Below are 26,325 nucleotides of genomic sequence, written 5' to 3'. Positions count from 1 at the left end.
CATCTCAAACAGTGGAAGCGGGGCAGGACCATTTACCGGGAACTGCTGCGCCTTGGCGCGAGTCCCTGGGTTGCGGAATCAGTGGCGGCCCTGAGCCGTCGCTGGTGGCATAACAGTCGGTCTGCCATTCACAACGTGCTGCCGATTGCCTACTTTGATCGGTTGGGCGTGCCGCGTCTCTCGTGATACCTCAACGTCTCGAACCGCCCGGTGCGGACCCGCTTGCCGGGTGGTGTGGGAGGGGCGGAGTCTAGTGGCTCCCCCCTATCCCGATTACCCTCATATTTTTCATACAGGCACAGGACATTGTGAACCGATGACCGAGGCTCCCGGAAATGGTGCTCCGCGCCCCAGATACATCACCCCGGACGGTGAGCGGGCACTGCGTGACGAATTGCAGTACCTGTGGAAGGTGAAGCGGCCGGAAGTGACCCAGGCAGTGAGAGAAGCCGCTGCCCTTGGCGATCGTTCCGAGAATGCTGAATACATCTACGGCAAGAAGCAGTTACGGGAAATCGACCGCCGGGTTCGCTTTTTGGGCAAGCGACTGGAAGAGCTCACCGTTGTGGACCGGTTGCCGGATGATCGCAACAAGGTATTTTTCGGCGCCTGGGTGACAGTGGAAGATGAGGATGGCGACGAGCAGACCTATCGGTTGGTAGGGGCGGATGAATTTGATCTGGATAAAGGCTATCTGAGCATCAACTCGCCGATGGCCCGGGCCCTGATCGGCAAGCGCCTTGATGATGAGGTGAGTGTCCGCACCCCGGAGGGCTGGAAATCGGTGTTTGTGGTTGGCATCCGCTATCAGGAGCTCTTGGGCGACAAGTGAAAAGCGTCACAGAATCGTCGCCTGGCCAGGCAATCGGTGTGTTTTGGCGATAGACTGATCAAAAATCGTCACACTGCTTTTTACTGGCAAGGATCTGCCAGCCGGGATTGTCATCATGGGTATGCGTTCGGAATGCGGGAAAACGGAAAGGAATGCCAGTCATTCGCTGGCTTTTGTCGGGTTGGTGACAGCGTTGATGTGTCCGGCCTTTGCCCTGGCCGAGGAAGCGTCATCCGCTGAGAGTGAAGTCAGCGCCTTCCAGTTTGAAGAGCGGTCGACGATTCACACCATTCCGCTTCGTTCCATTGAGGAAGAAGCCTTGGCGAACACGGTGATCGAGGGCGGCCTTACGGTTCCGGCAATGACTGTTCCGCTGAAGCCCTGGGTAGAGGATGATTTCTATCTGGACCGTCTGGGCCTTCGCCCGGGCGACAACCGCACCGACCTGGGCCGCTCCGAGATTCCGGTGGAGTTCCGGTTCAGTAATCCCAAGTCCATACCCGGGCAGACCCATGGCAACAACTATGTGATCCGCCCGGGCGAGAACCGCACCTACGACGCCCTGAACATCAACATGACCGGGCGCTGAAGCTGGTTTCAGGCAGCGGCACAGCCGGTACTGTCCATCGACGCCTTGCCAAGCACATCCTCGTAAAAGAACGCCAGTGCCTGACTGGCCTGGTTGAATCGTGCCCGGGATACCCGGAGGCGATCGCTCAGATAATCCAGAAACAGCTGGCGGTCTTCATTGGCCAGGGCTTCCGGGTTCTTCGGATCGTGGAACAGCACGAATCGGGTGATCCAGTGAAGGTATGTCTGTTCGGAACGCTGATTGAGCTGATGTTTGCGGATGGCGTCCTTGACCCGGCCCACAAGGCCCGGCTGGCTTTGTTCCAGCGCCTCGGTGATGTCCATGAGAAACTCTTCCTGATGAATTGGTATTGTTATAGTGCGCGCATCTTATGACAGTCTTTTGACCGTCGCAAAACTTTTGGGAGGGGATTGATCCCGATCAGGCTCCTGACCGGGATCCGGGGTAGTGCGGCTTACTTTAGTGATTCGAGCTTGTCGATGTACTTCTGCATGGCATCGTCGCCGGACATGCCCTTGAGTTTTTCCCAGGCATCAAACTTGGCACGGCCGACAAAATCCATCATGCCCGGGCGCTTGCCAGACGCATCACCGGCGGTAGCCTGTTTGTAGAGCGCGTAGAATTCCAGTTTCATCTCGTTGGACGGTTTGAAGTCACCCTCGGCGGTCTGGATGTAGTTGACGGCTTCGTCGAAGCGGGTTTTCAGGTCACTCATGTTGATCTCCTTACTGGTTACACTTTGTTCCTGTCAGTTGGGCGAGTATAGCCACAGCCAGGTGGTCCGTCATTGGCTCTACAACCCTGCACGGGCGGCGAAACGGAGGTATTCTGGCAAAAGCTTGCCCGGGCGCACATTCTGGAAGAATACTGGCCAGTTTTTGCTTGAGAAAGGCAAGTGATCTGTGTAGAGTTTTGATCGTTGCGCGCCAGGACGGTGCGTGCAAGGGATTGAAAAATCGCAAATGATTTGCACAGGGAGCAAGCGCATGTCTTCAAAAGACGGTTCCGTCGCGCCGAAAGAGCGCATTAATATCAAGTACGTCCCCGCCACCGGCGATCAGCAGGCTGAAACCGAGCTACCGCTGAAAATGTTCGTGGTTGGCGATTTCAAGGGACACGCCGAAGAAACCCCCATCGAAGATCGCAAGGCCATTTCCGTCGACAAGAACAATTTCCGTTCGGTCATGAAGGAAGCCGGCCTGACCCTTTCCACCACGGTTACCAACAAGCTGGAGGAGGACGCCGACGAATTGCCGGTGAACCTGGAATTCCAGACTCTCGACGACTTCTCCCCGGACAGCGTTGCCCGTCAGGTGCCCGAGCTGAACAAGCTGATTGAACTGCGGGAAGCTCTGGTGGCCCTCAAGGGCCCGCTGGGTAATGTACCGTCGTTTCGGTCCAAACTACAGGAACTGCTGGACAACGATGGCGCCCGGGACAAACTGCTGGCCGAACTGGAACTGGCCACCGACAGCGAGTAATCGAAGCCGGCGGGTAACGCCAGGTTCACAAAACTCTGTTTTCAACACGTACTGAAGGGATGTGGTATGTCTGATACTGCCGTGCAGCAATCTGCTGCCTCCGAATCCGCCGCAGATGCTATTCAATCAGGGGCTGAGGGCTCGTTGCTGGACCAGGTGATGGCCAACAGCCGAATGGCGCCGGCCGATGAGGGTTACGATGTCGCCCGCAAGGGCGTGGCAACGTTTATTGCCAACCTGCTGAAAAGCGATGAGAAAGGCCAGCCGGTCAACAAGGCGCTGGTGGACCAGATGGTGGTTGAACTGGACCGCAAGATCAGCGCCCAGATGGATGAAATCCTGCATGCGCCCAAACTGCAGGAACTGGAGTCCTCCTGGCGTGGCCTGAAGCTGATGGTAGATCGCACCGATTTCCGCGAGAACATCAAGGTGGATATTCTTCACGCCACCAAGACCGAATTGCTGGAAGACTTCGAGTTCGCGCCCGACGTCACCCAGACCGGCTTCTACAAGCATATTTACTCCACCGAATACGGCCAGTTCGGCGGTGAGCCGGTCGGCGCGGTGGTGGGTAACTACGCGTTCACCCCGTCCACGCCAGACATGAAGCTGCTGCAGTATGTCTCTTCCGTAGGCGCCATGGCCCACGCGCCATTCCTGTCCTCCGTGGCACCCTCGTTCTTTGGTGTCGACAGCTACCAGGAATTGCCGGCCATCAAGGAGCTGAAGGCGGTTTTCGAAGGTCCGAAATACGCCAGGTGGCGTTCCCTGCGTGAGTCCGAGGACGCCCGCTATCTGGGCCTGGCATCGCCGCGCTTCCTGCTGCGGGTGCCTTACGACCCCACTGAAAATCCGGTGCGCAGCTTCAACTACAAGGAAGACGTGTCCGCCGACCACGAGCATTACCTGTGGGGCAACACCGCCTACCTGCTGGCCACCCGCCTGACCGAAAGCTTTGCCAGGTATCGCTGGTGCCCGAACATTATTGGCCCGCAAAGTGGCGGTGCGGTGGAAGACCTGCCGGTGCACCTGTTCGAATCCTTCGGCCAGCTCGAAGCCAAGATCCCGACCGAAGTACTGATCACCGACCGTCGCGAATACGAAATGGCCGACGAAGGCTTCATCGCCCTGACCATGCGCAAGGGCAGCGACAACGCGGCCTTCTTCTCCGCCAACTCGGTGCAGAAACCCAAGCAGTTCCCGAACACCAAGGAAGGCAAGGAAGCGGAAACCAACTACAAGCTGGGTACCCAACTGCCTTACATGATGATCGTCAACCGCCTGGCCCACTACATCAAAGTGCTGCAGCGGGAACAGATCGGTTCGTGGAAGGAACGCCAGGACCTGGAGCGGGAACTGAACACCTGGATCCGCCAGTACGTGGCCGACCAGGAAAACCCGCCGGCGGAAGTCCGCAGCCGTCGCCCCCTGCGCGCCGCGCAGGTCACCGTCTCCGACGTGGAAGGCGATCCGGGCTGGTACCAGGTCTCCCTGGCGGTGCGTCCGCATTTCAAGTACATGGGCGCCAACTTCGAACTGTCACTGGTTGGCCGACTGGACAAGGATTAGTCCGTGTTCCATCACCCGGCCAGCGACGGATCGCAGGCCAGCAGCGGCAGCCTGTTCGAACGACTGGAACAGGCCGCCGCGCCGGCCGGTCAGAGCATGGGAGACGTCACCCATGTTGTTGAATCCATCAAACGCCACCTGGTCCGCCTGCTGAACGCCCATCCGGGCAACAGCGCCAGCGTACCGGATCTGGGGTTGCTGGATTTCAACGACGCCACGCTCGGCACCCACGATCTGAGTGTTCAGATCCGCGGCGCGATCCGACAGTGCATCGAGAAGTTTGAACCCAGGGTGAAGCGGGTAGACGTCGTCAATCTTCCCCAAGGGCCTGATCCGCTGCAACTAAGGTTTCAGGTGACGGTGTATCTTCGCGTTGGTTCGGAAGATGATAAGACGACCATTGATTTGTTATTGGACGACAAGCGCTACTACAGAGTGATGTAGATAGTTTGCAGGCAAGGATGAGAGTAGGGGGGTGGGCAGGCTTTCCAAAAGTGTGCGGAGCCAAGGATGGCGGAGCCCAAGCGTCCCATGGATGGGCTTGAAGCGTCTTTTGGAAAGCCTGCCCACCCCCCTACTCGGAGCCAGACTGGTGCAGTAGTTATGAAGTTGAACCGATTCTACAGGGACGAGTTAAGTTTTCTCAGGCTTCAGGGCCGGGAATTCGCGGATGCCCATCCACAGCTGACAAGGTTCCTTTCGGAGCAGAGCACCGATCCGGATGTTGAACGGCTGTTGGAAGGCTTCGCCTTCCTGACCGGCAAGCTCCGTGAAAAAGTTGAGGACGAATTTCCGGAAATCACCCACTCGCTGCTGAACATGCTGTGGCCGAACTACCTGCGGCCGGTGCCCAGCTGCACCATCATGCGCTTTGATCCGCAATTGCACGCCATCAGCGAACACCAGCGGGTGGACCGCCATACCGAGATCAAGAGCCGGCCCCTGGGCGACGCTACCCGCCAGACCCAGTGCCGGTTCCGGACCTGCCGGGCCGTGGACGTGTTTCCGGTGAGCGTGGCCGCGGCCCACGCCGAGCACTCACGGGAAGTGTCCTCGGTAACCCTGGACCTGGCGTTACACACCGATCAGCCGCTGTCATCCCTGGGCATGGACAGCCTGCGCTTTTACCTGGGCGGCGAGAGCCACATTGCGGAAACCCTGTTTCTCTGGCTCAACCACTATCTGGAGCGGATCGAACTGGTGGTGGGTGAATCGGTCTACCGCCTGCCCGCCTCGCTGTTGCAGCCGGTCGGCTTCGGCGATGACGAAGCCTTGCTGCCGTATCCAAAGAATGCCTACCCAGGCTACCGCATTCTGCAGGAATATCTGAGCTTCCCCGAGGCGTTCCGGTTTGTGGACATTCAGGATCTAGGGCGGCGGCTGCCGGCCGTGCAGGCGGACGAAATCAGCCTGCGTTTTCATTTCAGCCGGATACTGCCGCCGGATGCCAAGGTTCGGGAAGACAATTTCCAGCTGTACTGCACGCCGGCGGTGAACCTCTTTACCCACGAAGGCGAACCGGTGGATCTGAACGGCCGGCAGACCGAGTACCGGATTTCACCGTCCAGCCGGTCGCCGGACCATTTTGAGGTGTTCAGCATCGAGCAGGTGGAAGGCTGGCTGGAAGGCCGGTCCGGGCGTGGTGAGCCCCGCATCTACACCGCCTTCGAGAGTTTCCAGCATGAGGTGGAGCGGGATCGGGGCCGTACGGCGTTGTACTACCGGGTTCGGGCGCGGAACAGTGTTCGCGGCGACGGCTTTGATCATTACATGTCGTTCGTCCGGGGTGACGAGTCCGAGTGCCTGAGCCGGCAGGAAGCGATTTCCCTGACACTAACCTGCACCAACCGGCAGTTGCCAAGTCAGCTGGCGGTGGGCGAAATCTGCATGGCAACCGAGAGCACGCCGGCGTTTGCCACCTTCAGTAATATTACCCGGCCCACCGCCACCCTGCGGCCGACCCTCGACGGCAGCCTGTTGTGGACGCTGATATCGAATCTGTCCCTCAACTATCTGTCCATGCTGGATGTGGATGCCCTGCGCACGGTGCTGCGGGTCTACGACTTCCGGGCACTGGTGGACCGGCAGGCGGAGCGGGTGTCCCGGAAGCGCCTGGCCGGTATCACCGGCATCGAGACAAGCCCGGTGGACCGGATGGTGAAAGGGCTGCCCGTGCGGGGCATCCGCTCGGTGCTGAAGCTGGACCAGCAGGCATTTGCTTCAGAGGGTGATCTTTACCTGTTCGGCACGGTTCTCAGCCAGTTCTTTGCCCTTTACGCCAGTATCAACGCATTTCACCAACTGGAAGTGGTGAATACCGACAATCAGGAACGGTACACATGGACGTTACAGCAAGGTCAGCAGCCGCTGATGTAGCCGGGCTGCAACCCGTTCTGGGCAATGCGCGGCGATACAGCTTTTTCCAGCTGGTGGACCTGATTCACCGGCATCATGGCGATGATCTCGAGCGAAACAGCGACGATCAGCCCCGCCAGGAACGGATCCGGTTTTCCGCCTCCGCGGGTCTCGGCTTTCCCGGCAGCGACGTGGTATCGGCACTGTCCCCGGAGCACGAGCACGGGCCTTATCAGATGGAAGTCAGCTTTCTGGGGCTGCACGGTTCCCAGTCGCCGTTGCCGGGATATTATCTGGAGGATCTGGCCTGGGAGGCGGGCCAGAATCTGGGCATCCGCCGCCATTTTCTCGATTTCTTCAACCATCGCCTGGTCACCCTGTTTCACCGGGCGTGGCGCAAGTACCGCTACTACGTTCGGTTTCAGCCCGGCGCCTCGGACGGTTTTTCGGAACTGATCTTTGCCCTGGTGGGCCTCGGCGACAGCCGGTTGCGGGAGGCCACGCCGGTAAACTGGTCCAGAATGCTGGCGTATTCCGGTCTGATGGCGGGCCGCAGCCGCTCGCCAGAGGTGGTGAGTGGCATCGTGGCCCACTGCTTTGATCTGGATGACGTCAGTATTGAGCAATGGGTCTTGCGCAAGGTGGCCATCGCCAGCGATCAACAGACCCGGCTGGGGCAGGCTAACGCCTGCCTGGGCAACGACACGCTGGTGGGATCGGCCATTCGGGACCGCAGTGGCAAGTTCGTGCTCCGGTTGCGGAACCTCAGCCGGCAACGATTCGCGGATTTCCTGCCCAATGGCCAGGATCATCAGCGCCTGGTCAAACTGGTGGAGTTCGCCACGCGGGAGCAACTGGCCTACGACCTGGAACTCCAGATGCGTCCGAAGGATATCCGCCCCATGCAACTGGGTGAGGATGTGTGCCTGGGCTGGAATTCCTTTGTCACCCCCGACAAGGCCCAGCGCCGGCCGGCGGTCCGGATTCAGATACGCCGGTAGATCCGGCAGGGAAGGCACTCATGGAAGAACAACAGGCCGCGGGCCTGAAACTGACCATCACCAATCCGACCGTTGCCGGCGGTGGCGCGACCATCGAGCACTGTTTCAGCGTTCGCGGCGGCTCCATCGGCACGGCCGCCAGCGATACCTGGCGATTGTCGCCCCAGCGAACGGGCGCGGTTCCGGGCCACGCGGAAATCCGGTTTCTGGATGGTGGCTTCTGCCTGATTGATCGCAGTGGCCGGACCTACATCAACAGCGCCAGTCAGCCCGTGGGGCGGGGCCGCCGGGCACGACTGAAGCATGGCGACAGGATAAGTGTCGGGCGCTACCGGCTTCGTGCCGAGCTGGCCGAGGCCGTCTCGGAGACATTCATTGAGAGCGGTGAGACAGAGCAGACCACTCACCTGGTTGATGTGGGCGAGGGGCAACTGGTCCGGGGGTCGGATCCCATGGGCCTGAACGAGAATCCGGAGCCGTTGCAGAAACTCGCTTCGGTAGCCGTGGCGGCCATGAGTGAGGACCCATTGGCGCCCTGGAATGGACAGCCCGGTGAAGAAGAGCCGGATACCGACGCCCTGATGGCCGGCGAGGCCTCCTGGTATGCCGCGGAAAGGAATGTGTCGGATGAGTACCGGGAAAACCGCGACGTGGCGGTCGGCCTACCCGTTCGCAAAGGAGAGAGAGACAGGATGTCTGAGATCACAAAGACGGGTGATCGCCGGGATGCGTCAGATCAGAGCAGCAAACACATCAGTGGTGCCCCCCTGCTGCGGGGCATGGAAGCCGGGCTGGACTTTGCCGACAGCGACGAGATGCGGCTGTTCCTGGAGGAGGCGGGGCAAACCCTGAAGGCCACCATGGAAGGCCTGCTGGCCCTGCACCAGGGCGAAGACAGCCGGCATCAGGCGCTGAGGACCCGTCTGCAACCCATTGAAGACAATCCACTGCGTCTGGGTGAGGATTATGAGGACACGGTACAGACCCTGTTCGCCAGCCACCGCAGCCCGGTTCACCTGTCGGCGCCGGCGGCGGTGCGGGAGAGCCTGCAGAGCCTGAATCATCACCAGCAGGCCACCCGGGAAGCGATCAGCGAAGCACTGGAAGCCATCCTGCATGCCTTTTCGCCGGAGGCCTTGCTACGCCGTTTTCACGGATACCGTCGTGGCCTGCGGGAGAACGAAGACGAAGGCCACTGGGCCTGGGACATGTACCAGCACTATTACCGTGAACTGAAATCCAGTCGTCAGCAGGGATTCGAGCGCCTGTTCCGGGAGGTGTTCGAACAGGCTTACGACCAACACCTGCGCCAACTACAGAGGGAGAACCCGTTGTGAAGACCTGCAAATGGAGTTTGCTGGCCATCGTATTCGTGCTGGCAGGATGCAGTACCCCCTACAACGCGGTCACCAAAACCGCGAAAGTACTCTGGGACCCGGATATCCCAGTGGGGTACGCGGAAGATCTGCCCAGCCGGGTGGGGCTGACCATGGTCGCCGAGCCGGATGTAAACCCGAATGAATCCCTGGCACCCACCCCCATTGCATTTCAGGTCATTGAGATGCGCGACAGCTCCCTGTTGATGGCCGGAGATTTCGACCAGTTGCTGAGTGATCTTGAGTCGTCACTGGGCCAGAACTATGTGGACCACAGCGACTATTCCCTGGTGCCGGGCCAGTTCAAGTTCATTGAGCCCTTTGAAATCGGCAAGGACACCCGTTTTATCGGTGTGATCGCCTTCTACGCCTATCCGAACCTGTCCCAGTGGAAAAAGGTGGTGAAGGTGGATCCGATCGGAGGCCGCTACAACCTGCTGGTGAACCTTCGGGAGCGGGAAGTTCAACTCAAGCATTCGGATGACACCTGATGGCGGTAACCAATCGAGTTGTCTGGAGTGACGGCCTGTTCATCAAGCCTCAACACTTCCAGCAACAGCAGCGGTACCTGGAGCACCAGATCAACGAGCGCGCCCTGGCGATCTCCGATTATCTGTACGGCTTCAGTGACCTGGAACTGAACGCGGAGTATCTGAGTTTCGGCCGGGTCGGTCTGGTGCGGGCATCCGGACTGTTTCCCGATGGCACCCGCTTCAGTCTGCCCCAGGACGATGTGATGCCGGAGCCGATGGAAATCACCGATGCCTCCGTGGCCAATCAGATCGTGTACCTGGCCCTGCCACTGGGCAGTGACAGCCTCGCCGAAGTGGAATGGCCGGACGCCCCGGTGGCGGGCCGGTTCCGTGCCGACTCCCTGGAAATCCGGGATCTGCATTCGGTCGACGGTGATGCCCACACCATCAATGTGGGCCGGGTTGCACCCCGCCTGATGCTGGAGCGGGACGATCGCAGTGCCTATGCGGCCCTGGCCATCGGCCGGATTCTTGAGAAGCGCCCGGACGGCAGCCTGGTGATGGACCCGAACTTCATCCCGACCATGCTGAGTGTGCGAGCGGCACCGAGGCTGCAGCGATTTGTCGGGGAAATGGCGGGCCTGATGCGGGAGCGCGCACGCAATATCGCCGAGCGTGTCGGTGCGCCCGGGCAGGGCGGCGTTGCGGATGTGGCGGATTTCATGTTGCTGCAGATGCTGAACCGGGCCCATCCCAGGTTCATGCACCTGGCCCGACTGCGTCAGCTGCATCCGGAGCGACTGTTCGAAGCCCTGCTTGAGCTGTGTGGCGAGCTGGTGACCTTCACCGATGAGGGGCGCCTGCCGAGGGAGTACCCGGCCTATGATCACGATCTGCCGGAAGACTGTTTTACGCCGCTCATGCAGGTACTGCGACAGTCCCTGAGCACGGTGCTGGAACCACGGGCTCTGGCCATCCAGCTCCAGCAGCGCCAGTACGGCCTGACGGTGGCGCCGGTTCAGGATGCCCAGTTGGTCCAGGGCGCGGAATTCATTCTTGCGGTCAAAGCCGACATGCCGCTGGACGATCTGCGCAAGCAGTTCACCCAGCAGTGCAAGGTGGCCTCGGTCGAGAAAATACGGGACCTCATCAGCTTGCAGCTCCCGGGGATTCCGCTCTCTGCGCTACCGGTTGCACCCCGGCAATTGCCGTATCACGCCGGTTTTGTGTACTTCCGGCTGGACGACCAGAGCCAGGCCTGGCAGATGCTCGACAACGCCAGCGGATTCGCGTTCCACGTGGCCGGCAGTTTCCCGGGCATGGAAATGCAGTTCTGGGCAATCAGGAGCTAAACCATGGCAGATGCACAGGTAATGGATTTACCCGATGGCAGCACGCATCCCGGCCGCAGTGCGTTCAGTGATCTGATGTTTGCCGACAGCCAGGGCCCCGCTGAGGGCAACCGTGAAGGCCAGGTCGATGAACAGTTCCAGCTCAGGGGACTGGAACACAACCGCCTGATTGATGCCGCCACGCCATTGCTGGGCCTGGTTATCCGGATACGCAGACTGGTGGATTATCGCGCCGTGGAAACCCTCTATCAGCAGGTGGTGGATGAGATCGCCGCCATTGACCGGGAACTGGTGGAGCAGGGTTACGACCGGCCGGTCGTTGTGGCCTACCGGTACGTTCTCTGCGCCTTCATTGACGAGGCAGTGCTGGGAACCGACTGGGGCGCCCACAGTGTCTGGTCCCAGCATTCCCTGCTGTCCCGTTTCCACAACGAAACCTGGGGCGGGGAAAAGGTCTTTGCCATCCTCGCCCGGATGGAGCAGGAACCGGCCCGCTACCGCGACATGCTGTCGTTTATCTACCTGTGTCTCTGTCTCGGTTTCGAGGGCCGGTACAAGGTGATGGAGAACGGCCGGGATGAATACGACCAGATTGTCCGCGGCCTTCACGAGCAATTGAAAGCGTTGCGGGAGCAGCAGGATCACGCCCCCCTGGCGGATGCCCGCACCAACGTCACGCCAACCCGTAACCGGCTGCGCAGCGGTTTGCCGGTCTGGGGGATCGCCGGTTTGTTTGTGGCCGCGATGGCCGGGATCTACTCCCTGTATAACATGGCATTGAACGAGCGCATCACGGACGTATTACGCGTATTGGATCAACTACCGAAATAAGGACATCACTGTGATTCGGGTAGAACTGCCGGCGCTGATCGGGCGCCTCAACGAACTGTCACGCCAGGCCCTGGAGGCCTCCGCGGCCCTGTGCATCAGCCGCCAGGGCGCCGAGATTACCCCGGCGCACCTGCTGTTCAAACTGCTGGAAATCCCGTTTTCCGATGTGCGCCAGATTCTGGAGCACACCGGTATCGATCATCTGCAACTGCAGCCAGTCGTGGGCGACAGCCTGAACGGCGAACCGCAAACCGCCGAGGCCTATCCTTCGTTTTCACCACTGCTGGTGGAACTGATGCAGGACGCATGGCTGCTGGCCTCCACCGAACTGGGCCACAGCGAACTGCGCTCAGGCGCCGTGTTCCTGGCCCTGCTGATGAACGCCGACCGCTACCTGATGCCCCGGGTGGCCCAGGCCCTGGTGGAGATCAATCGTGAGCAGTTGCGCAAGCAGTTTGACCGGCTCACCGAGGGCTCCGCGGAGCATCCGGAACTGAACGTGCAAGAGTCCGGAGAACCGGTGGCGAGTGCTGATCTGGACCCGCTCAAACGCTACGCCACCGACTTCACCAGACTGGCCCGGGAAGAAAAACTGGACCCGGTGGTGTGCCGGGACGCCGAGATCGACCAGATGATCGACATCCTCTGCCGCCGCCGCAAGAACAATCCCATCGTGGTGGGGGACGCCGGTGTGGGTAAAAGCGCCGTGGTGGAAGGCCTTGCCCTTCGCATCGTTAACGGCGATGTACCAGACCGCCTGAAACAGGTGGAGCTCTGGACCCTCGATATGGGAGCGCTGCAGGCCGGTGCTTCGGTGAAAGGGGAATTCGAGAAGCGCCTCAAAGGCGTGATCGAAGCGGTCAAAGGCTCCGCCACCCCGATCATCCTGTTTATCGACGAAGCCCACACCCTGATCGGCGCCGGCAACAGCGAAGGCGGCTCCGATGCCGCCAACCTGCTGAAACCGGCCCTGGCACGGGGCGAGCTGCGGACCATCGCCGCCACCACCTGGCGCGAGTACAAGAAATACTTCGAAAAAGACCCGGCCCTGAGCCGCCGTTTCCAGCCGGTCGCCCTGGACGAACCAACCCCGGGTGAAGCCGTTCACATCCTCCGTGGCCTGCGCAGCGTCTACGAACAGGCCCACAAGGTTCTGGTCGCCGACAGCGCCCTGAAAGCCGCCGCCGAACTATCTGCCCGCTACCTGGCCGGCCGGCAGCTCCCGGACAAAGCCATTGACGTACTGGACACCGCCTGCGCCCGGGTCAGCCTGAACCTCAGCACGCCTCCGCGTCGGTTGAGCCACGTGCGCAGCGAGCTGCACCAACTGGCCATGGAGCAGGGCCTGCTTAACCGCGAACACGCCCTGGGCCAGAGCGTTGATAATGAGCGTGAACAGACACTGGACCAGCGCATCGCCGAGCTGACAGCGGAATCGGAAACCCTGGAACAGAGCTGGAACGACCAACGCGTGCTGGTGGCCCGCCTGGTGGAGATCCGTGAACAACTGCTTACCGGTGAAGAGCCTGAAATACAGGATACTGGAGATCAGCCGGCAAAGGGCGATGAGCAATGCCCGGACCTGAAAAGCGAGGCCGGGGCCATTGAGCAGGAACTGGCCGAACTCCAGGCCGACGAACCTCTGGTGCACGCCCGCGTCGATGCCCGCCAGGTGGCCGAAGTCATCGCCGACTGGACCGGCATCCCGGTCAACCGCATGACCGCCGATGAACTGGAAAAAATCACCCACTTGCCGGCGTACCTCCAGACCCACATCAAAGGTCAGGACACCGCCATCGACTGCCTGCACCAGCATCTGCTCACCGCCCGCGCCGACCTGCGCCGGCCCGGCCGCCCCATGGGCGCGTTCCTGCTGGTTGGCCCCAGCGGCGTCGGCAAAACCGAAACCGTGGTGCAACTGGCCGAACTGCTCTACGGCGGCCGCCAGTTCCTCACCACCATCAACATGTCCGAATACCAGGAAAAGCACACCGTCTCCCGCCTGATCGGCTCACCGCCGGGCTACGTCGGCTTCGGCGAAGGCGGCATCCTCACCGAAGCCATCCGCCAGAAACCCTACTCCGTGGTACTGCTCGACGAAGTCGAAAAAGCCCACCCGGACGTCCTCAACCTGTTCTACCAGGCCTTCGACAAGGGCGAACTGGCCGACGGCGAAGGCCGGCTGATCGACTGCAAAAACGTCGTCTTCTTCCTCACCTCCAACCTCGGCTACCAGACCATCGTCAACCACGCCGAGTCCCCGGCCAGCCTGGAACAGGCCCTCTACTCGGAACTGGCCAACTTCTTCAAACCGGCATTACTGGCCCGAATGGAAGTGGTGCCCTTCCTGCCGCTGGGCGAAGACACCCTCAACCGAATCGTCGGCGACAAACTCCATCGGTTGGCGGACCAGATTAAAGCCCGTTACCACGCCGAAGTGGAACTGGAAGAAGGCCTTATCGAAGCCATCCGAAGCCGGGCGACACGAAGTGAAAACGGCGCAAGGATGCTGGAGTCGATCATAGAGGGTGAGTTGCTACCACCGGTTTCATTGGCGTTGCTTGAGAAACTGGCGGCCAGGGAACCGGTAACAAAGGTGACTCTTGGGGTAGATGAGGACCGATTCGTGGGGACCGTTGTTTGAGGCAACTGGGAGGTAGCGGCCCCTGTGGTTCGGCTTTCCAAATACCCTGCGGAGCCATGGATGGCGGAGCGGAGCTTACAGGGACGTATTCACAGCGTGTTTTGGAAAGCCGAACCACAGGGGCCGCGGTCGGCGAAGACTCAACAAAGGGAACAAGAAGAATGGGACGGATGCAGATGGAACTGCACACCGGCATCGACCTGGCGGTGGCACTGATCCGGCAGGACAACCTGCCGGATCTGCTGAAAACCGCCACAAGACAGCTGGAAAACGCCTTCGGCCTGACCCGCTGCTGGGCACTCGAACTCGACCTCAGCGGCCGAACCCTGCACTGCAGCGACCTCGCCGAACCGGGCGAATTCGATTGTGGCGACTTCAGCCACCCCTTTGCCCACGTACTGCAAACCGGCAAAGCCCGGGAACTGACCCGCGTTGCCAGCTACCGCCTCGACCACACCGGCTTCCAGGCACTGTTCGACGCCAGTGACCGCCCCCGATCCCTCTGGCTCGAGCCCCTGACCGGCAATGACGGCCGAACCCTCGGCATACTCGTGCTCTGCCGGGACGAGCCCGACTGGGACGGTATCACCGGCCAGCCCCTGTATTGTGGCCTCCGGCAACTGCTTATCCATCAATGGATTGCCCAGTTGCAGAGCCGTGACCAGGTCTGGCAGCGCCGCCTGCTCAAACGCTCCCTGGATCATCTGCACGACGCCGAAACCGTCCGCAGCCGCTGCGAACAGCTGGCCCGAACCCTGGTAGGCAACTCCGAAGCCATGACCAGACTCCGGGCCCAGATCGTCCGGGCTGCCAGCAGCCAGTTGTCGGTGCTGGTGCAGGGCGAAACCGGTTGTGGCAAAGACGTGGTTGCCCGCGGTATTCACGAGCTGTCCGACCGGGCCGGAGGCCCCATGGTCGTGGTCAACTGTGCTGCCATCCCGGACACCCTGCTGGAAAGTGAACTCTTCGGCCACACCAAAGGCGCGTTTTCCGGTGCCGATCAGGACAAACAGGGGCTTCTGGCCCAGGCGAATGGCGGCACCCTGTTCCTTGATGAAATCGGCGACATGCCCATGGCCCTTCAATCGAAGCTGCTCCGGGTGCTGGAAAGCCGCCAGTTCCGCCCCCTGGGCGCCCGTGAGGAACAGCGTTCGGACTTCCGCCTGGTGGCGGCCACCCACCAACCGTTGCAGGCAGGAATCGAAGGCGGCAGCTTCCGGCGGGACCTGTTTTACCGTCTTAGCCAGTTTCCGCTGCGGGTAACCCCTTTGCGGGAACGCCCCGACGACCTCGAAGCCCTGAGCCGTCACTTCATCCGGCTATATACCGAGCGTGAGGGTAACGGCCCCATGGGCATTTCCAGCCACGCCCTGCACCTGCTGGCCGGTTACGACTTCCCCGGCAACGTCCGGGAGCTGCGCAACATCATTGAGCTGGCCTGCCTGCAGACGCCGGGCGGGGATGATATCCAGCCGGAAGTTCTCAGGCTCAATGATCTGTTTGAAGAACCCGATAGCTGGAGTACCGCACCTTGGGATGCCGGAGGTGGCGCGTCCGTTGAGGGGCCGGCCCTGGACGAGATCCGGGACCTGAAAGCTGCAGCCCAGGCCTTCGAAGCGACGATTATTCGTGAGCGTCTGCGCCAGTACGGTGGCAACCGCGCCCAGGCGGCGGAAAGCCTCGGGCTGCCAAAGCGGACCCTGGCCCACAAATGTCTGAAGTATCGGGTGACGGATTTATGATGTCCCGGAAAGTGCGTTTTCCCGGTCGCGTTCCGGCGGCGCTGGCGTTGGTTTCCCTGCTGTTTTCCCTGCTGTCGCATGCTTCCGCTGACCAGCTTGAGGATGCCCGGTTTTGTACAGGCGAGCCTCAGCGACTTGAACGGCTGGCCTGCTTTGATGACGTTTTCGGTACGCCGCTGGCGGCACCCGGAGCCGATAGCACGGCCCCGGATGCCCGGCGGTCTGAACGCTGGCGACAGGCCTATGCCGGCCTTGATGAGCAAAACGGTGGCTCCGGTGTGATTTACCGGAATACCGGGCGGGCGGCCGGCCAGCTGGTCACGGTTCCGGCTCTGGGCGTGCAGCCTCCCCGGCCTCTGCTGGCCCTGCAGTGCCACAACAACATCACCGAACTCACCCTGATGCTGCCAGAGGCGCTGGACGAGGAACGGGTGCGTCTGGGATTTGGCGGGGCACAGACAGTCTGGCGGGTGCGGGACAACGGTTTCGTACTCAGCGGTGGCCGGGGGCTGCCGGCCATTCGCACCGTGAAGGCCATGATAGCCAGCACAGAGGTTCGCATCGAATCGCCCAACGGTCGCATCCATGGCCTGCTGTTTGATCTGACGGGATACCGCCAGGCGATCGAACCGTTACGCGAGACCTGTGGCTGGTAAACGCAGGCTGAACACAGAAAGTCAGGATAGAAATATGCAGATCATTGAGCAACATCCCTACGTTGAACTGGTTGTCCCGCCACTGCCCGGTGAGTCGGATGTGGGCGAGGCACTCGGAGACGATGCAGCGCTTGAGTATCTGGAAAACGAGATCATGAAGGTGGGCTCGCTGGCCCATACCGACATCGACTGGAGCAAAGTCGAAAGCGCTGCCCTGACCATTCTCTCGGACCGCAGCAAGGATCTGAAGGTGCTGGGCTTTCTGCTGATTGCCCTGCAACGCGGTGGCGACGGTGAACGGTTTGCCCTGTCCCTGTACCTGTTGCACAGGGTTCTGGACGGATGGTGGGAGCAGGCCTGGCCCTACCCCGGGGACAAGGGCAAGCGGGCCCGCAAGATGATGTTCACCCAGATGCTCCAGCGCGCCGGCAAGGGTGTGGATAGCCTGGCGTTCGATGGCAGTGTTGGCGACGGCCGCGAGTTCTGTCTTGATGTTCTGGCCAGGCTGATGGACCAGGCGGCAAGCCGGGAATTGCCGGAGGAGTCACTGTTGGATCTCAAGCGGGCCGTGGAAAAGCTGCCCAGGGTCAATGATGCCACGGCAGCGCCCGAGACCCGTCCGGTAGCATCGCGGGCCAGCCAGGACTCAGACACTGAGACGCGGGATCCAAAACCCGTACAGGCAACGCCTTCCCTGGGTTCGCTCACCCTGGATCCGGGCGACGAGCGGGCAACCCGGCAGAGTCTTCTGAAAGTTGCCGACATGCTTACCGAAACGGGACCGGACCAACCTCTGGGGTATCAGCTTCGCCGGTACGCTATCTGGCAAAACATCACCACGGTGCCGCCAACACGGGACGGTAAGCGGACCGATCTTGCGGCCGTCAGCGCTGATCGTGTGGCTGATTACCGGGAAGCGCTGGAAAAATCTCCGGACCTGGCGTTGTGGCAGCGGATCGAGCAGAGCCTGTCGGTCAGTCCGTTCTGGCTCGATGGGCACTGGTTAAGTGCCCGGGCGGCAGTTGCTCTCGGCCATGCTGCCTGCGCCGAAGCCATTCGTGTTGCCGCAAAAGACTTTGTCGAGCGGCTTGCCCAGTTGCCGGAGCTTACCTTCAACGACGGCACCCCGTTCCTATCCCCGGAAGCTGAAGAATGGCTCTGGTCCGCGCCGGCCACCGGCGGTTCTGCCGGCAGCGCCAATGCCTGGGAACAGGCTTATGACAAGGCCCGGGACCTGGTTGCGCAAAAGGGGCTGGCTGCCGCGATGCAGCTTCTGGAAGACGGGCTGGCGGAGGCCAGGGAGCCAAGAGCCCGTTTCTACTGGCGTCTGGCCAGCGCACGATTGATGAAAGACGCGGGCCTGAAATCCCTCGCCGCGCAGCAGGTTCAGGACCTTCAGGCACAGGTCCGCGGGCTGGCTCTCGAGAACTGGGAGCCCGCCCTGATCAGACAGCTTGAAAAGCTGGGCTGATCCCGGGAACACACCAAGGAATCACAGCAGGAATGGACACCATGTGGAGAAAAGCTTTACTCATCGGTCGCTGGCTTCTGCCATACCTTAAAAACGCAGCCCCGGTCACCCTGACACTGGGCGTTATTGCATTGCTGGTGGCCACCTGGTGGTTGGGACCACGCTGGGAAATGAATGGCGAATTCCCTCTGGCGGCCTGGCAGATGCGGGCCCTGGTAACCCTGGGTGTTGTGCTGGTCGTCGCCATGGTGTGGGGCATGATACTGGCGCGCCGCCTGCGAAAGGTGAACGTTAAACAGGCGGAAGAGCAGAAGGAGCAGGAAGATCCGGTTCTGCCGATGGAGCGCAAACAACAGCGTTTGCTGGACCGCCAGTTGGCGGCCCTGAAAAGCAATCTCCCGGGCCGAAAAGGCATTTACCGGTTGCCATGGTATCTGGTGATGGGCCTTGAAAGCGCTGGCAAGACCAGCCTGATTCAGCGCTCCGGGCAGACGTACACGCTTACCAACGTAACCCGAAACAACCGGGTTGATCGCAACCCCTTCGGCTTCGACTGGTGGATCGGCGATGAGGGCGTGCTTATTGATCCGGATGGTAAGCTGCTGAGCCAGAGTCAAGGCGAGGGCGCTGGCGCGGAGATCCAGCAGCGCCTGTGGAATCATTTCATTGCCTGGCTTGAGCGAAATCGCCCACAACGCCCCCTGAACGGGGTGGTGCTGGCGATTGATCTGGCCAGTCTGAGCGTGGCAGATCCCGGCCAGAGGCAGGACCGGGCAATCCTGTTGCGCACGCGTCTTCGGGAACTGATGGAACAGATCGGTTCGCGCCTGCCCGTTTATGTGACCTTTACCAAGATGGACCTGCTCTATGGCTTTGGTCCGCTGGTGCGAACCCTGAGCAAGCAGGACAAGGAGCAGGCCCTTGGCTTTACCTTCAGCCTCGGAGGTCAGCCGGCTAATGACGACTGGCTGAACCAGTTTGGCGACGGATACACAGCCATGGTTGAGCGGCTCACTGATCGCCTGCCGGATGTCCTGGCCAATACCCGGGACGCCGAGGAACGGGCGGCGGCTTACTCCTTTACCCGCCAACTGGCCGGACTGAAGCCGGTACTGGAGCATTTCCTGACCGACCTGTTGTCCGCGGATGTGTTCTCGACGCCGGCGATGGTTCGCGGCACCTATTTTACATCTGTGTTGCAGGAGGGCGTGCCGGAGGATGCGTTTGTATCAGCGGCTGCTGCCAACTACCAGATAGCTGGCCCCATCCAACCTGCCCAGAGGGCGGGGCAGTCAGCCAACCTGTTCACCCGGGCACTGTTTCCGGAGATCATCTATCCGGAGGCCGGCCTTGCCGGTGATAACCGAAGGGTGGTTCAGACCCGGCAACGCAGGCTGGCCGTGGCCGCAGTGGTGGCAGTATTTGCCGGCGCGGGCCTGACCGCCGGCTGGCAGCATTTCTTTATCAGGAATGCGGAGGCTGCCACTGCCGTTGAAACCCGTATCCGGGGGTTCATCGACAACTGGCAACCGGTGGGGCTTGAACCGGACAACACTGGCCGGAACCTGCTTGGCCCGCTGGACGAGCTTCGCGAGGCGACCCTGGCTTTTGGTGATCATCGCCGGAAGTGGCCGCTGCTCAGCGACATGGGTCTTTACCGTGGCCACGAGGTCGGGCCGGAAGTGGAGGCATCCTACCTGGATATGCTGGCTTACCAGTATTTGCCGGCGCTGATGTTTGGTGTGATGGCTGAAATGGGCCGGGCACCGGACAATAGCACTGAGCGCCTGGAGCACCTGCGGGTGCTGCGCATGCTTTACGACGCCAGTGGTCGCCGGGACGATATCGTGACCCGCTACATGCAGGACTACTGGCAGCACGCGTTCCCCGGCCAGAGTGAATTGCAGCAGCGGTTACTGGGTCACCTGGACTATGCCATGGCCCATACCGACCTGGCACAGCTGACCCGCCAGGGCGATGCCGTCGCCGACATGACCCTGGCGCCGTTCCGCAGCAGCGTTCAATGGGCACAACACGAGCTTGGCCGGATTGCCACGCCAGACCGGGTCTACCGGGATCTGGAAGCCGAAGCGGAACGGGAATTCCGGGCTCCGCTGGAACTGGCCCGGGCATCCGGGCCGGCATTCAGCACGGTGTTCACCCGGGTGGATGAGTATGGCGAGCCGGCCGACTCCGGGCCAGTGGTGGATGACGATCCCCTGATCATCCCCGCGTTGCTGACCCGGGCGGGGCTGGAAAAGTGGTTCCTGCGCAAGTCCGGCTCGGTAACGGATCTGGCCCTGGTGGATGCCTGGGTGCTGGGCCGCCGGGACAACGTCGATTTCAGCAAGGCGGACGAAGCCGAACTGCTGGCCAGTTTGCAGACCCTCTATGCAGAGCACTATGCCGAGGCCTGGCGCATGGCACTCAGCCGCATCAATATTCAGCGGTTTGAGGACCTGAACCACGGCGTACGCATTCTTGAGAGCCTGACCAGCGGCCACAAACCCCTGGCAAACCTGCTTGGGCAGGTTCGCCTCAACACGCGCCTTGTTCCCTCGGCTGAAGGGGAGAATGCTGCGGCCCGGGAGCTTCTGGAGCAGTCGCCCCATTTTCGCATGTTGCAGGACATTGAGCGGCAGTTTGCGGACCTCAACCAGTTGACCCGGAACAATGGCGATCAGCCAACCGGGCTCGAACAGGTCATGATGGTGGTCGGTGAGCTGCACGAATACATGCGCAACATCCAGGAAGCGCCAGACAAGGGCAAGGCCGCCCTCGCCGCTGCCCGGGCCCGAATGGGCCTGCAGGGCGCCGATCCGATCTTCACCCTGCAGCGCATGGCCGGCAACCAGCCGGAGCCCCTGAACCGGCTTCTGAGCCGGCTGGCCACGGAAAGCTGGCGGGTGGTTCTGGACCAGGCCGTGGCACAGCTGGAGCGTGAGTGGTACCGCGAGGTATACCAGCCCTTCCAGCAGAACCTGGCACGCCATTATCCGTTCAACCCTGATTCCGGGCGTGATGTCGCGCTGCAGGACTTTGAGCAGTTCTTTGCCCCGGGCGGGGCACTGGACACCTTTTATCAGGACAACCTGAAACTGTTCCTCGAGGATCACCCCGAACAGGTGGGCGATGCCCGGCGTGCCGGACTGGTGCGCCGTGAGGTACTGGCCTCCCTGGAAAACGCAGACCGGATCCGCAGGGCCTACTTCACCGGCGGTGGCGCCCTGGATGTGGAGTTCGCGTTGGAGCCTCTCAATCTCTCATCCAACAAGCGCCGCAGTGTGGTCAACGTGGATGGACAGCTGGTGGAGTTCAGCCACGGCCCGCGCCAGAGTATTCCGCTGGTCTGGCCCAATACCCTCCGGGACTCTGTGGAGAGCCGCATTACCCTGGTTCCGGTCCAGGTCAACCGTTCGCCCCGCAGCCTCTCGGAGAGCGGCCCCTGGGCGCTGTTCCGCCTGCTCGATAAAGCCGACATTACCGGCGTGAGCAGCAGCGCGGTGGATGTCCGGTTCCGGGTCGACGACGGCGAGATGCGCTATCGCCTCCATGCCGCCAGCAACACCAACCCGTTCACACAGCAACTGCTGGCGGGGTACCGTATACCCCGCAGCCTGTATTAGACTATCCAGGCCCAGGTGATGGCAGGATGTTGTCACCGGGCCTCAGGAAAATCCTCACTCTTCAGGGACCGAAGACATGCCCCAGGCAAGCGGACTGCAGTTTACCGCCACCATTGGCGAATTCCCCTCTGATCACTTTTCCGTTGTTGGCTTTGCGCTGACAGAACGGCTGTCCGAGCTGTTCCAGGGCCGCCTTGACCTGGCCAGTACCGATCCGTCCGTTGGCGCGTCCGACGTGCTGGAGCAACCGGTGGATCTGGTGATCTGGCGGGACGGGGCACCGCTGCGGCGCTTCACCGGTGTGGTCAGCGAATTTGCCCGCGGCGATTCCGGCCACCGGCGCACCCGCTACCAACTGGTTATTCTGCCGCCGCTCTGGCGCCTGGAACTGATGCACAACAGCCGCATTTTCCAGAACCAGGGCACGGACGTGATCGTGCGCACCCTGCTCGAGGAGCGGGGGATCGTCGACACTATCTTTGATCTCAAACGCAGGCCCCAGGAGCGGGAATACTGCGTCCAGCATCGGGAAAGCGATCTGGCCTTTGTCGAACGACTGGCTGCTGAGGAAGGGTGGCACTATCGCTACCAACACGGCAGCCTGGATGGTCAGGAACCACCTGCCCTGATTTTTGCCGATCACCATGGTGACGCGCCACGGCTGGAGGCTGTGCCATACAACGGAAAAGCAGGGGGCAATACCCGAACGCCTTGTATTTTCCGTTTCGCGTACCGAGAGCGGGTGCGTCCTGCTTCGGTCGCCATGAAGGATTACACCTTCAAAAACCCGGCCTACGCCCTGATGCATGAACCGTCCGGCGACCAGCTCGTCCACCGGGAGGATTACCAGCACTACGACTACCCCGGCCGATTCAAACAGGACGCCAGCGGCCGGCCTTTCACCGAAGCGAGGCTGGAGGCACTGCGCAGCGACGCCAGCACCGCCCGTGGTGAAAGCAATCGCCCGGATTTTGCGCCTGGCGCCAGGGTCCTGCTGACCGACCATGACAGCGAAACCTTGAACCGGGACTGGCTGCTCATGGCGATCACCCATACCGGCTCACAGCCCCAGGCCCTTGAAGAAGAGGCTGGCCGCGAACCGACAACCTACGGCAATCACTTCAACGCCATTCCGGCGGACCGCGTCTGGCGGCCACTGTGTGAACACAAACCCCTGATGGATGGGCCCCAGATGGCCATGGTCACCGGCCCGGAAGGCGAAGAAATCCATTGCGACCAGTTCGGCCGGGTGAAAGTAAGGTTCCCCTGGGATCGCTACGCAAAAAATGACGAACACAGCAGTGCCTGGCTCAGGGTCAGCCAGGGTTGGGCCGGCGGCCAGTATGGCTTCATGGCCCTGCCCAGAATCGGCCACGAAGTGATTGTTTCTTTCCTGGACGGCGACCCGGACCAGCCCATCATCACGGGGCACACCTACCACGCCACCAACACACCGCCCTACGCGCTGCCGGAACACAAGACACGTACCACCCTCAAGACCCGGACACACAAGGGCGAGGGTAGTAACGAACTGCGATTCGAAGACGAAGCAGACCAGGAACAGATCTACATCCACGCCCAGAAAAACCTGGACCTGCTGACGCAAAACAATCGCACCGAAGTCATTCGGAACGACAGCCACCTGACGGTAGAAAACAACCGCTTCAGCCATGTCAAAGGCAGCAGCCATCACACCGTGGACGGCGAAAAACGTGATCAGACTGGCAAGGACCACAGCTTCAACGTTACCGGCACCCTGCACCTGAAAGCCGGCACCGCCTGGCTCAGTGAATCCGGCACCGAACTGCACATCAAGGCCGGCCAGAAAGCCGTGATTGAAGCCGGCGCCGAAATCACCCTCAAGGCTGGTGGCAGCTTTGTGATGATCGATCCCAGCGGCGTGGCCATGGGCGGGGCGGCGATCCAACTGAATGCCGGAGGTTCGCCAGGGAAGGGTAGCGGACAGAAGGTGCAGGTGCCGGAGATGCCTGGGTCGGTGGCCAGGGAAGGGATTGTTAGTAACGCGCCTGAAAAACTGCCAGAGGCCCCCCAAAGGCCGATGGCCAAACCAGATCAGATACGGGCCATCAAGAATGCAGCGAATCAGGGCAAGGGGATTTGCCAGGTCTGCTCACCGGAACCACGAGGAACGACCTGATGGGCAATCTGGCTGGCCTTGCAGAAGAAAGTAAAACTTTCCTGCTAATTGATGGCGCCAAGGTGAAAGACCTGGCACAGGCCATCTACCGCGAAGAAGCGAACCCTCGCTGTGATGCGCTTTACCGGGGAACTGAACTCGCCGATTTGTTGGAGGTATCGCCCTGGTTGGTCGAAACACACTTGAACAGTGCACTGGCACGGAAGTGTTTTGAGGAGTGGAAGCAGCTGGGGGCTGCTATCGTTTTGCAGGCCGATTGCCCGTTCGAAGATGTTCTGGACCATTTGCGCGGGCTGCTTATAGCCCGGCTGGCGACGGGAGAAGAGGTGATTTTTCGGTTCTATGATCCTGAAATCGCGCGGCACCTGTTGAAGCGCGATTCATCAGGTAAGGGTGTCAGGCGGTTTATGGGGCCCTGCAGTGTCTTTGCCATCCAGGACCGCCGTTCGGGCGAGTGGGAATGCCTATACAATCACCAGCCATCGGATGAAAGTCAGCAAGAGGTGTTCACCGTTCACAAGGAACACCAGGTTGCCATGGAACGCGCCGCAGAGCGGACAGCCAGAAGCAAGCTGGAAATTCACACTGCAAAATACTTTCCGCATCTGCTTCACCATCCTGATACAACCGGTCAGGCTTGGGGAGTGATATCTGATCTGGTCAGCCAGGCCAGAGGCCGAGGTCTATACAGCACCCGTGATATTGCTCTGTACATCAATACGATTGGCTGGCTTGGGCACCATGCATTCGAAGACAGTGATGTGCAGAGCCTGTGGAGGGAGAATTCCGCATCACCGGCTAAAGCCATAGTGCGAATTGCAGAATTTGCCGAGAAAAAGTCAAAGGAGGGACTGGCTCATGGGTAGTGCTAACAGCTCAGCATTTTTGCAGGGTGCCGATGACATCGACTCGGCGGCACAGGTCTGCCCGCTCCAGCTCAAAACCGTTGCGTTGTATCCGGTGCGCTGGGCGATCAGTCAGGAAGAAGTTGCTTTGCCCGCCAATTTCCAACCACCTTCCGTCGCGCTTGGAACTACTCATTACTGCGTTCGCAAACTGACGGCCGGTTGGGTCTACATGTTCTCCGAAGCCTTCGGAACGTTGCATGAGTACCGGGTCAATGAGCAGGGCCAGATAACGGAAGTGCAGCCTGGTGTAAACTCTGTACTGCTGCCAGATATTGAAGCGCAAAGTGCTTTGCCCGCCATACACCACCCCGCGGAAGGCAAGGTGCTTCTGAAATTCGTGCAGCATCGATGGACTGTGCGTTTGCAGGAACTTGTGCGAACGGACGTGCAAGTTCGTGAAGAACACATGCAGTCATTCGACTTGAGCGGGCTCCCGGAAAAGCGTGAAGGCGTAAATATCAGCGAAACCGAAGCGATAAGCGGGGTGGTTGAAGATTTTCGGCCAGAGCCAATGGATTTCGAGTGGAGCCTGACGGAGTTTGCACAGGGAATCGGAGAGTCGGATTTGCAGGGGCAGTGCAAAAAGGAAACTGAATTTTCGTACTGCGTTGCTCTTGATGATGAAATCGGTATCACCTCCGAATTAGGCCAACTGCATGCACTTCATGTAAATCTGATCATGAATTACGCGGAGGAGAACGCCTACGCCTACACCACCTCCCAGATGGTGGACGCGCTCATTGCCCGTGAGGCCAGTAAGAAGGAAACGGAAGACGAACGGAATGAGACAATAGAGGAACTCAAGGAACGCATCCGTTCCGCTGACAAGGACGCGTTCATAGAGGGTTACCATAAGAAAATTGAGGAATACGACCAGGCACGTGGCCGCATATTTGATGATTGGAAAAGATGGATCGACTCTGTGCAACTGGCAAAGAAGCTGGAGTTCAACGACATATATTGTGCAACTGGGTTTGAAGCCGTCGAGAAAGAGCTTGCAGACATCCTCGACGGTTACGTCGGCGCAGAAAAGGGCAGGCAAGATGCAGAGAAATGGATGGTCGCAGAAGATGATGGGGCCGGTACTCTAGAAACCTTGCTCAAAAGTGTGTTGTTCCTAACCCGAAAAATTCATAAAAAAAGGCGAACCTTGCTCAACCCATTGATATAATGGGAGTTACGACAATAACGCTTCGGAAGAAGCTAAACAAGGTTCGCCCATGTCCAATTCTATCCCAACTCAACTGCGCTTTCCTCC

21 protein-coding genes and 1 pseudogene are annotated in these 26,325 nt (G+C 60.5%); 20 read left to right on the top strand and 2 right to left on the bottom strand.

Annotation, left to right across the window (positions count from 1 at the left end):
• The 3 genes and pseudogenes from AC13C0_RS06165 to AC13C0_RS06155 form a co-directional block, all read left to right on the top strand.
• Positions 1-186: pseudogene (locus AC13C0_RS06165) on the top strand (group II intron reverse transcriptase/maturase); the annotation flags it as partial.
• Positions 187-316: 130 nt separating this feature from the next.
• The gene (greB, locus tag AC13C0_RS06160) at positions 317-832 is read left to right on the top strand and encodes a transcription elongation factor GreB (protein ID WP_341581074.1); all 516 of its coding nucleotides are present in this window, start codon (positions 317-319) and stop codon (positions 830-832) included.
• A 115-nt stretch (positions 833-947) separates the two neighbouring features.
• Positions 948-1,421, top strand: coding sequence for a hypothetical protein (locus tag AC13C0_RS06155; RefSeq protein WP_341581075.1), 474 nt, complete (start codon positions 948-950; stop codon positions 1,419-1,421).
• Positions 1,422-1,429: 8 nt separating this feature from the next.
• On the opposite strand, the gene AC13C0_RS06150 is transcribed toward AC13C0_RS06155, so the two are convergent.
• Together AC13C0_RS06150 and AC13C0_RS06145 are read right to left on the bottom strand one after the other, a co-directional pair.
• Positions 1,430-1,747, bottom strand: coding sequence for a site-specific integrase (locus AC13C0_RS06150; protein WP_117619086.1), 318 nt, complete (start codon positions 1,745-1,747; stop codon positions 1,430-1,432).
• Between the two features lie 131 nt (positions 1,748-1,878).
• A complete protein-coding gene (locus AC13C0_RS06145) occupies positions 1,879-2,139 on the bottom strand; it encodes an acyl-CoA-binding protein (RefSeq protein WP_341581077.1) in 261 nt (86 codons plus the stop codon).
• Positions 2,140-2,410: 271 nt separating this feature from the next.
• Here AC13C0_RS06145 and tssB point away from each other — a divergent pair, with 271 nt between their 5' ends.
• The 17 genes from tssB (at position 2,411) to AC13C0_RS06060 (ending at position 26,238) form a co-directional block, all read left to right on the top strand.
• Positions 2,411-2,905, top strand: a complete 495-nt coding sequence (tssB, locus tag AC13C0_RS06140; protein WP_341581078.1) for a type VI secretion system contractile sheath small subunit — start codon at positions 2,411-2,413, stop codon at positions 2,903-2,905.
• A gap of 66 nt (positions 2,906-2,971) precedes the next feature.
• Positions 2,972-4,474 carry a type VI secretion system contractile sheath large subunit gene (gene tssC, locus AC13C0_RS06135; RefSeq protein WP_117619089.1) on the top strand — a complete coding sequence of 501 codons (1,503 nt, stop codon included), beginning with the start codon at positions 2,972-2,974 and terminating at the stop codon, positions 4,472-4,474.
• Between the two features lie 3 nt (positions 4,475-4,477).
• Positions 4,478-4,918 carry a type VI secretion system baseplate subunit TssE gene (gene tssE / locus AC13C0_RS06130; RefSeq protein WP_341581079.1) on the top strand — a complete coding sequence of 147 codons (441 nt, stop codon included), beginning with the start codon at positions 4,478-4,480 and terminating at the stop codon, positions 4,916-4,918.
• 159 nt (positions 4,919-5,077) lie between these two features.
• Positions 5,078-6,850 (top strand): type VI secretion system baseplate subunit TssF, encoded by a 1,773-nt coding sequence (gene tssF / locus AC13C0_RS06125; RefSeq protein ID WP_341581080.1) that lies wholly within the window; start codon positions 5,078-5,080, stop codon positions 6,848-6,850.
• The gene (tssG, locus tag AC13C0_RS06120; RefSeq protein ID WP_117619092.1) at positions 6,814-7,830 is read left to right on the top strand and encodes a type VI secretion system baseplate subunit TssG; all 1,017 of its coding nucleotides are present in this window, start codon (positions 6,814-6,816) and stop codon (positions 7,828-7,830) included. The genes tssF and tssG overlap by 37 nt, the downstream gene beginning before the upstream one ends.
• Before the next feature lie 20 nt (positions 7,831-7,850).
• Positions 7,851-9,167, top strand: a complete 1,317-nt coding sequence (gene tagH / locus AC13C0_RS06115; protein WP_341581081.1) for a type VI secretion system-associated FHA domain protein TagH — start codon at positions 7,851-7,853, stop codon at positions 9,165-9,167.
• A complete protein-coding gene (gene tssJ, locus AC13C0_RS06110) occupies positions 9,164-9,697 on the top strand; it encodes a type VI secretion system lipoprotein TssJ (RefSeq protein ID WP_117619094.1) in 534 nt (177 codons plus the stop codon). Before tagH ends, tssJ begins: the two co-directional genes overlap by 4 nt.
• On the top strand, positions 9,697-11,031 hold the full coding sequence (gene tssK / locus AC13C0_RS06105) for a type VI secretion system baseplate subunit TssK (RefSeq protein WP_482954127.1): 1,335 nt from the start codon (positions 9,697-9,699) through the stop codon (positions 11,029-11,031). The genes tssJ and tssK overlap by 1 nt, the downstream gene beginning before the upstream one ends.
• A gap of 3 nt (positions 11,032-11,034) precedes the next feature.
• Positions 11,035-11,862: a type IVB secretion system protein IcmH/DotU gene (gene icmH, locus AC13C0_RS06100; RefSeq protein WP_117619096.1), complete on the top strand. Its 828-nt coding sequence runs from the start codon at positions 11,035-11,037 to the stop codon at positions 11,860-11,862.
• A 10-nt stretch (positions 11,863-11,872) separates the two neighbouring features.
• The gene (tssH, locus tag AC13C0_RS06095) at positions 11,873-14,506 is read left to right on the top strand and encodes a type VI secretion system ATPase TssH (RefSeq protein ID WP_482954126.1); all 2,634 of its coding nucleotides are present in this window, start codon (positions 11,873-11,875) and stop codon (positions 14,504-14,506) included.
• A 170-nt stretch (positions 14,507-14,676) separates the two neighbouring features.
• Complete coding sequence (locus tag AC13C0_RS06090; protein WP_117619098.1) at positions 14,677-16,248, top strand: sigma-54-dependent Fis family transcriptional regulator; 1,572 nt, start codon at positions 14,677-14,679, stop codon at positions 16,246-16,248.
• The gene (gene vasI, locus AC13C0_RS06085; protein WP_227539304.1) at positions 16,218-16,904 is read left to right on the top strand and encodes a type VI secretion system-associated protein VasI; all 687 of its coding nucleotides are present in this window, start codon (positions 16,218-16,220) and stop codon (positions 16,902-16,904) included. The genes AC13C0_RS06090 and vasI overlap by 31 nt, the downstream gene beginning before the upstream one ends.
• A gap of 34 nt (positions 16,905-16,938) precedes the next feature.
• Positions 16,939-18,375 carry a type VI secretion system protein TssA gene (gene tssA / locus AC13C0_RS06080; RefSeq protein ID WP_482954125.1) on the top strand — a complete coding sequence of 479 codons (1,437 nt, stop codon included), beginning with the start codon at positions 16,939-16,941 and terminating at the stop codon, positions 18,373-18,375.
• A gap of 32 nt (positions 18,376-18,407) precedes the next feature.
• Complete coding sequence (gene tssM / locus AC13C0_RS06075) at positions 18,408-22,001, top strand: type VI secretion system membrane subunit TssM (RefSeq protein ID WP_482954124.1); 3,594 nt, start codon at positions 18,408-18,410, stop codon at positions 21,999-22,001.
• 76 nt (positions 22,002-22,077) lie between these two features.
• Entirely contained in the window at positions 22,078-24,159 is a 2,082-nt protein-coding gene (locus AC13C0_RS06070) for a type VI secretion system Vgr family protein (protein WP_117619102.1), read from the top strand.
• The gene (locus tag AC13C0_RS06065; protein WP_117619103.1) at positions 24,159-25,025 is read left to right on the top strand and encodes a DUF4123 domain-containing protein; all 867 of its coding nucleotides are present in this window, start codon (positions 24,159-24,161) and stop codon (positions 25,023-25,025) included. The genes AC13C0_RS06070 and AC13C0_RS06065 overlap by 1 nt, the downstream gene beginning before the upstream one ends.
• Positions 25,018-26,238 carry a toxin VasX gene (locus AC13C0_RS06060; protein WP_482954123.1) on the top strand — a complete coding sequence of 407 codons (1,221 nt, stop codon included), beginning with the start codon at positions 25,018-25,020 and terminating at the stop codon, positions 26,236-26,238. Before AC13C0_RS06065 ends, AC13C0_RS06060 begins: the two co-directional genes overlap by 8 nt.
• Positions 26,239-26,325 lie beyond the last annotated feature (87 nt).

It is taken from the genome of Marinobacter sp. B-21, assembly GCF_056857895.1.
This window is presented reverse-complemented; position numbering and strand designations above follow the sequence as displayed.

What these genes read in the sequence shown, in the direction of transcription:
- AC13C0_RS06155 (WP_341581075.1), top strand. Translation starts at nt 948, where the DNA reads ATGGGTATGCGTTCGGAATGCGGGAAAACGGAAAGGAATGCCAGTCAT.
- vasI (WP_227539304.1), top strand. Translation starts at nt 16,218, where the DNA reads ATGTCTGAAGTATCGGGTGACGGATTTATGATGTCCCGGAAAGTGCGT.
- tssG (WP_117619092.1), top strand. Translation starts at nt 6,814, where the DNA reads ATGGACGTTACAGCAAGGTCAGCAGCCGCTGATGTAGCCGGGCTGCAA.
- AC13C0_RS06145 (WP_341581077.1), bottom strand. Translation starts at nt 2,139, where the DNA reads ATGAGTGACCTGAAAACCCGCTTCGACGAAGCCGTCAACTACATCCAG.
- tssM (WP_482954124.1), top strand. Translation starts at nt 18,408, where the DNA reads ATGGACACCATGTGGAGAAAAGCTTTACTCATCGGTCGCTGGCTTCTG.
- tssA (WP_482954125.1), top strand. Translation starts at nt 16,939, where the DNA reads ATGCAGATCATTGAGCAACATCCCTACGTTGAACTGGTTGTCCCGCCA.
- greB (WP_341581074.1), top strand. Translation starts at nt 317, where the DNA reads ATGACCGAGGCTCCCGGAAATGGTGCTCCGCGCCCCAGATACATCACC.
- tagH (WP_341581081.1), top strand. Translation starts at nt 7,851, where the DNA reads ATGGAAGAACAACAGGCCGCGGGCCTGAAACTGACCATCACCAATCCG.
- tssK (WP_482954127.1), top strand. Translation starts at nt 9,697, where the DNA reads ATGGCGGTAACCAATCGAGTTGTCTGGAGTGACGGCCTGTTCATCAAG.
- AC13C0_RS06060 (WP_482954123.1), top strand. Translation starts at nt 25,018, where the DNA reads ATGGGTAGTGCTAACAGCTCAGCATTTTTGCAGGGTGCCGATGACATC.
- icmH (WP_117619096.1), top strand. Translation starts at nt 11,035, where the DNA reads ATGGCAGATGCACAGGTAATGGATTTACCCGATGGCAGCACGCATCCC.
- AC13C0_RS06090 (WP_117619098.1), top strand. Translation starts at nt 14,677, where the DNA reads ATGCAGATGGAACTGCACACCGGCATCGACCTGGCGGTGGCACTGATC.
- tssC (WP_117619089.1), top strand. Translation starts at nt 2,972, where the DNA reads ATGTCTGATACTGCCGTGCAGCAATCTGCTGCCTCCGAATCCGCCGCA.
- tssF (WP_341581080.1), top strand. Translation starts at nt 5,078, where the DNA reads ATGAAGTTGAACCGATTCTACAGGGACGAGTTAAGTTTTCTCAGGCTT.
- AC13C0_RS06070 (WP_117619102.1), top strand. Translation starts at nt 22,078, where the DNA reads ATGCCCCAGGCAAGCGGACTGCAGTTTACCGCCACCATTGGCGAATTC.
- tssB (WP_341581078.1), top strand. Translation starts at nt 2,411, where the DNA reads ATGTCTTCAAAAGACGGTTCCGTCGCGCCGAAAGAGCGCATTAATATC.
- AC13C0_RS06065 (WP_117619103.1), top strand. Translation starts at nt 24,159, where the DNA reads ATGGGCAATCTGGCTGGCCTTGCAGAAGAAAGTAAAACTTTCCTGCTA.
- AC13C0_RS06150 (WP_117619086.1), bottom strand. Translation starts at nt 1,747, where the DNA reads ATGGACATCACCGAGGCGCTGGAACAAAGCCAGCCGGGCCTTGTGGGC.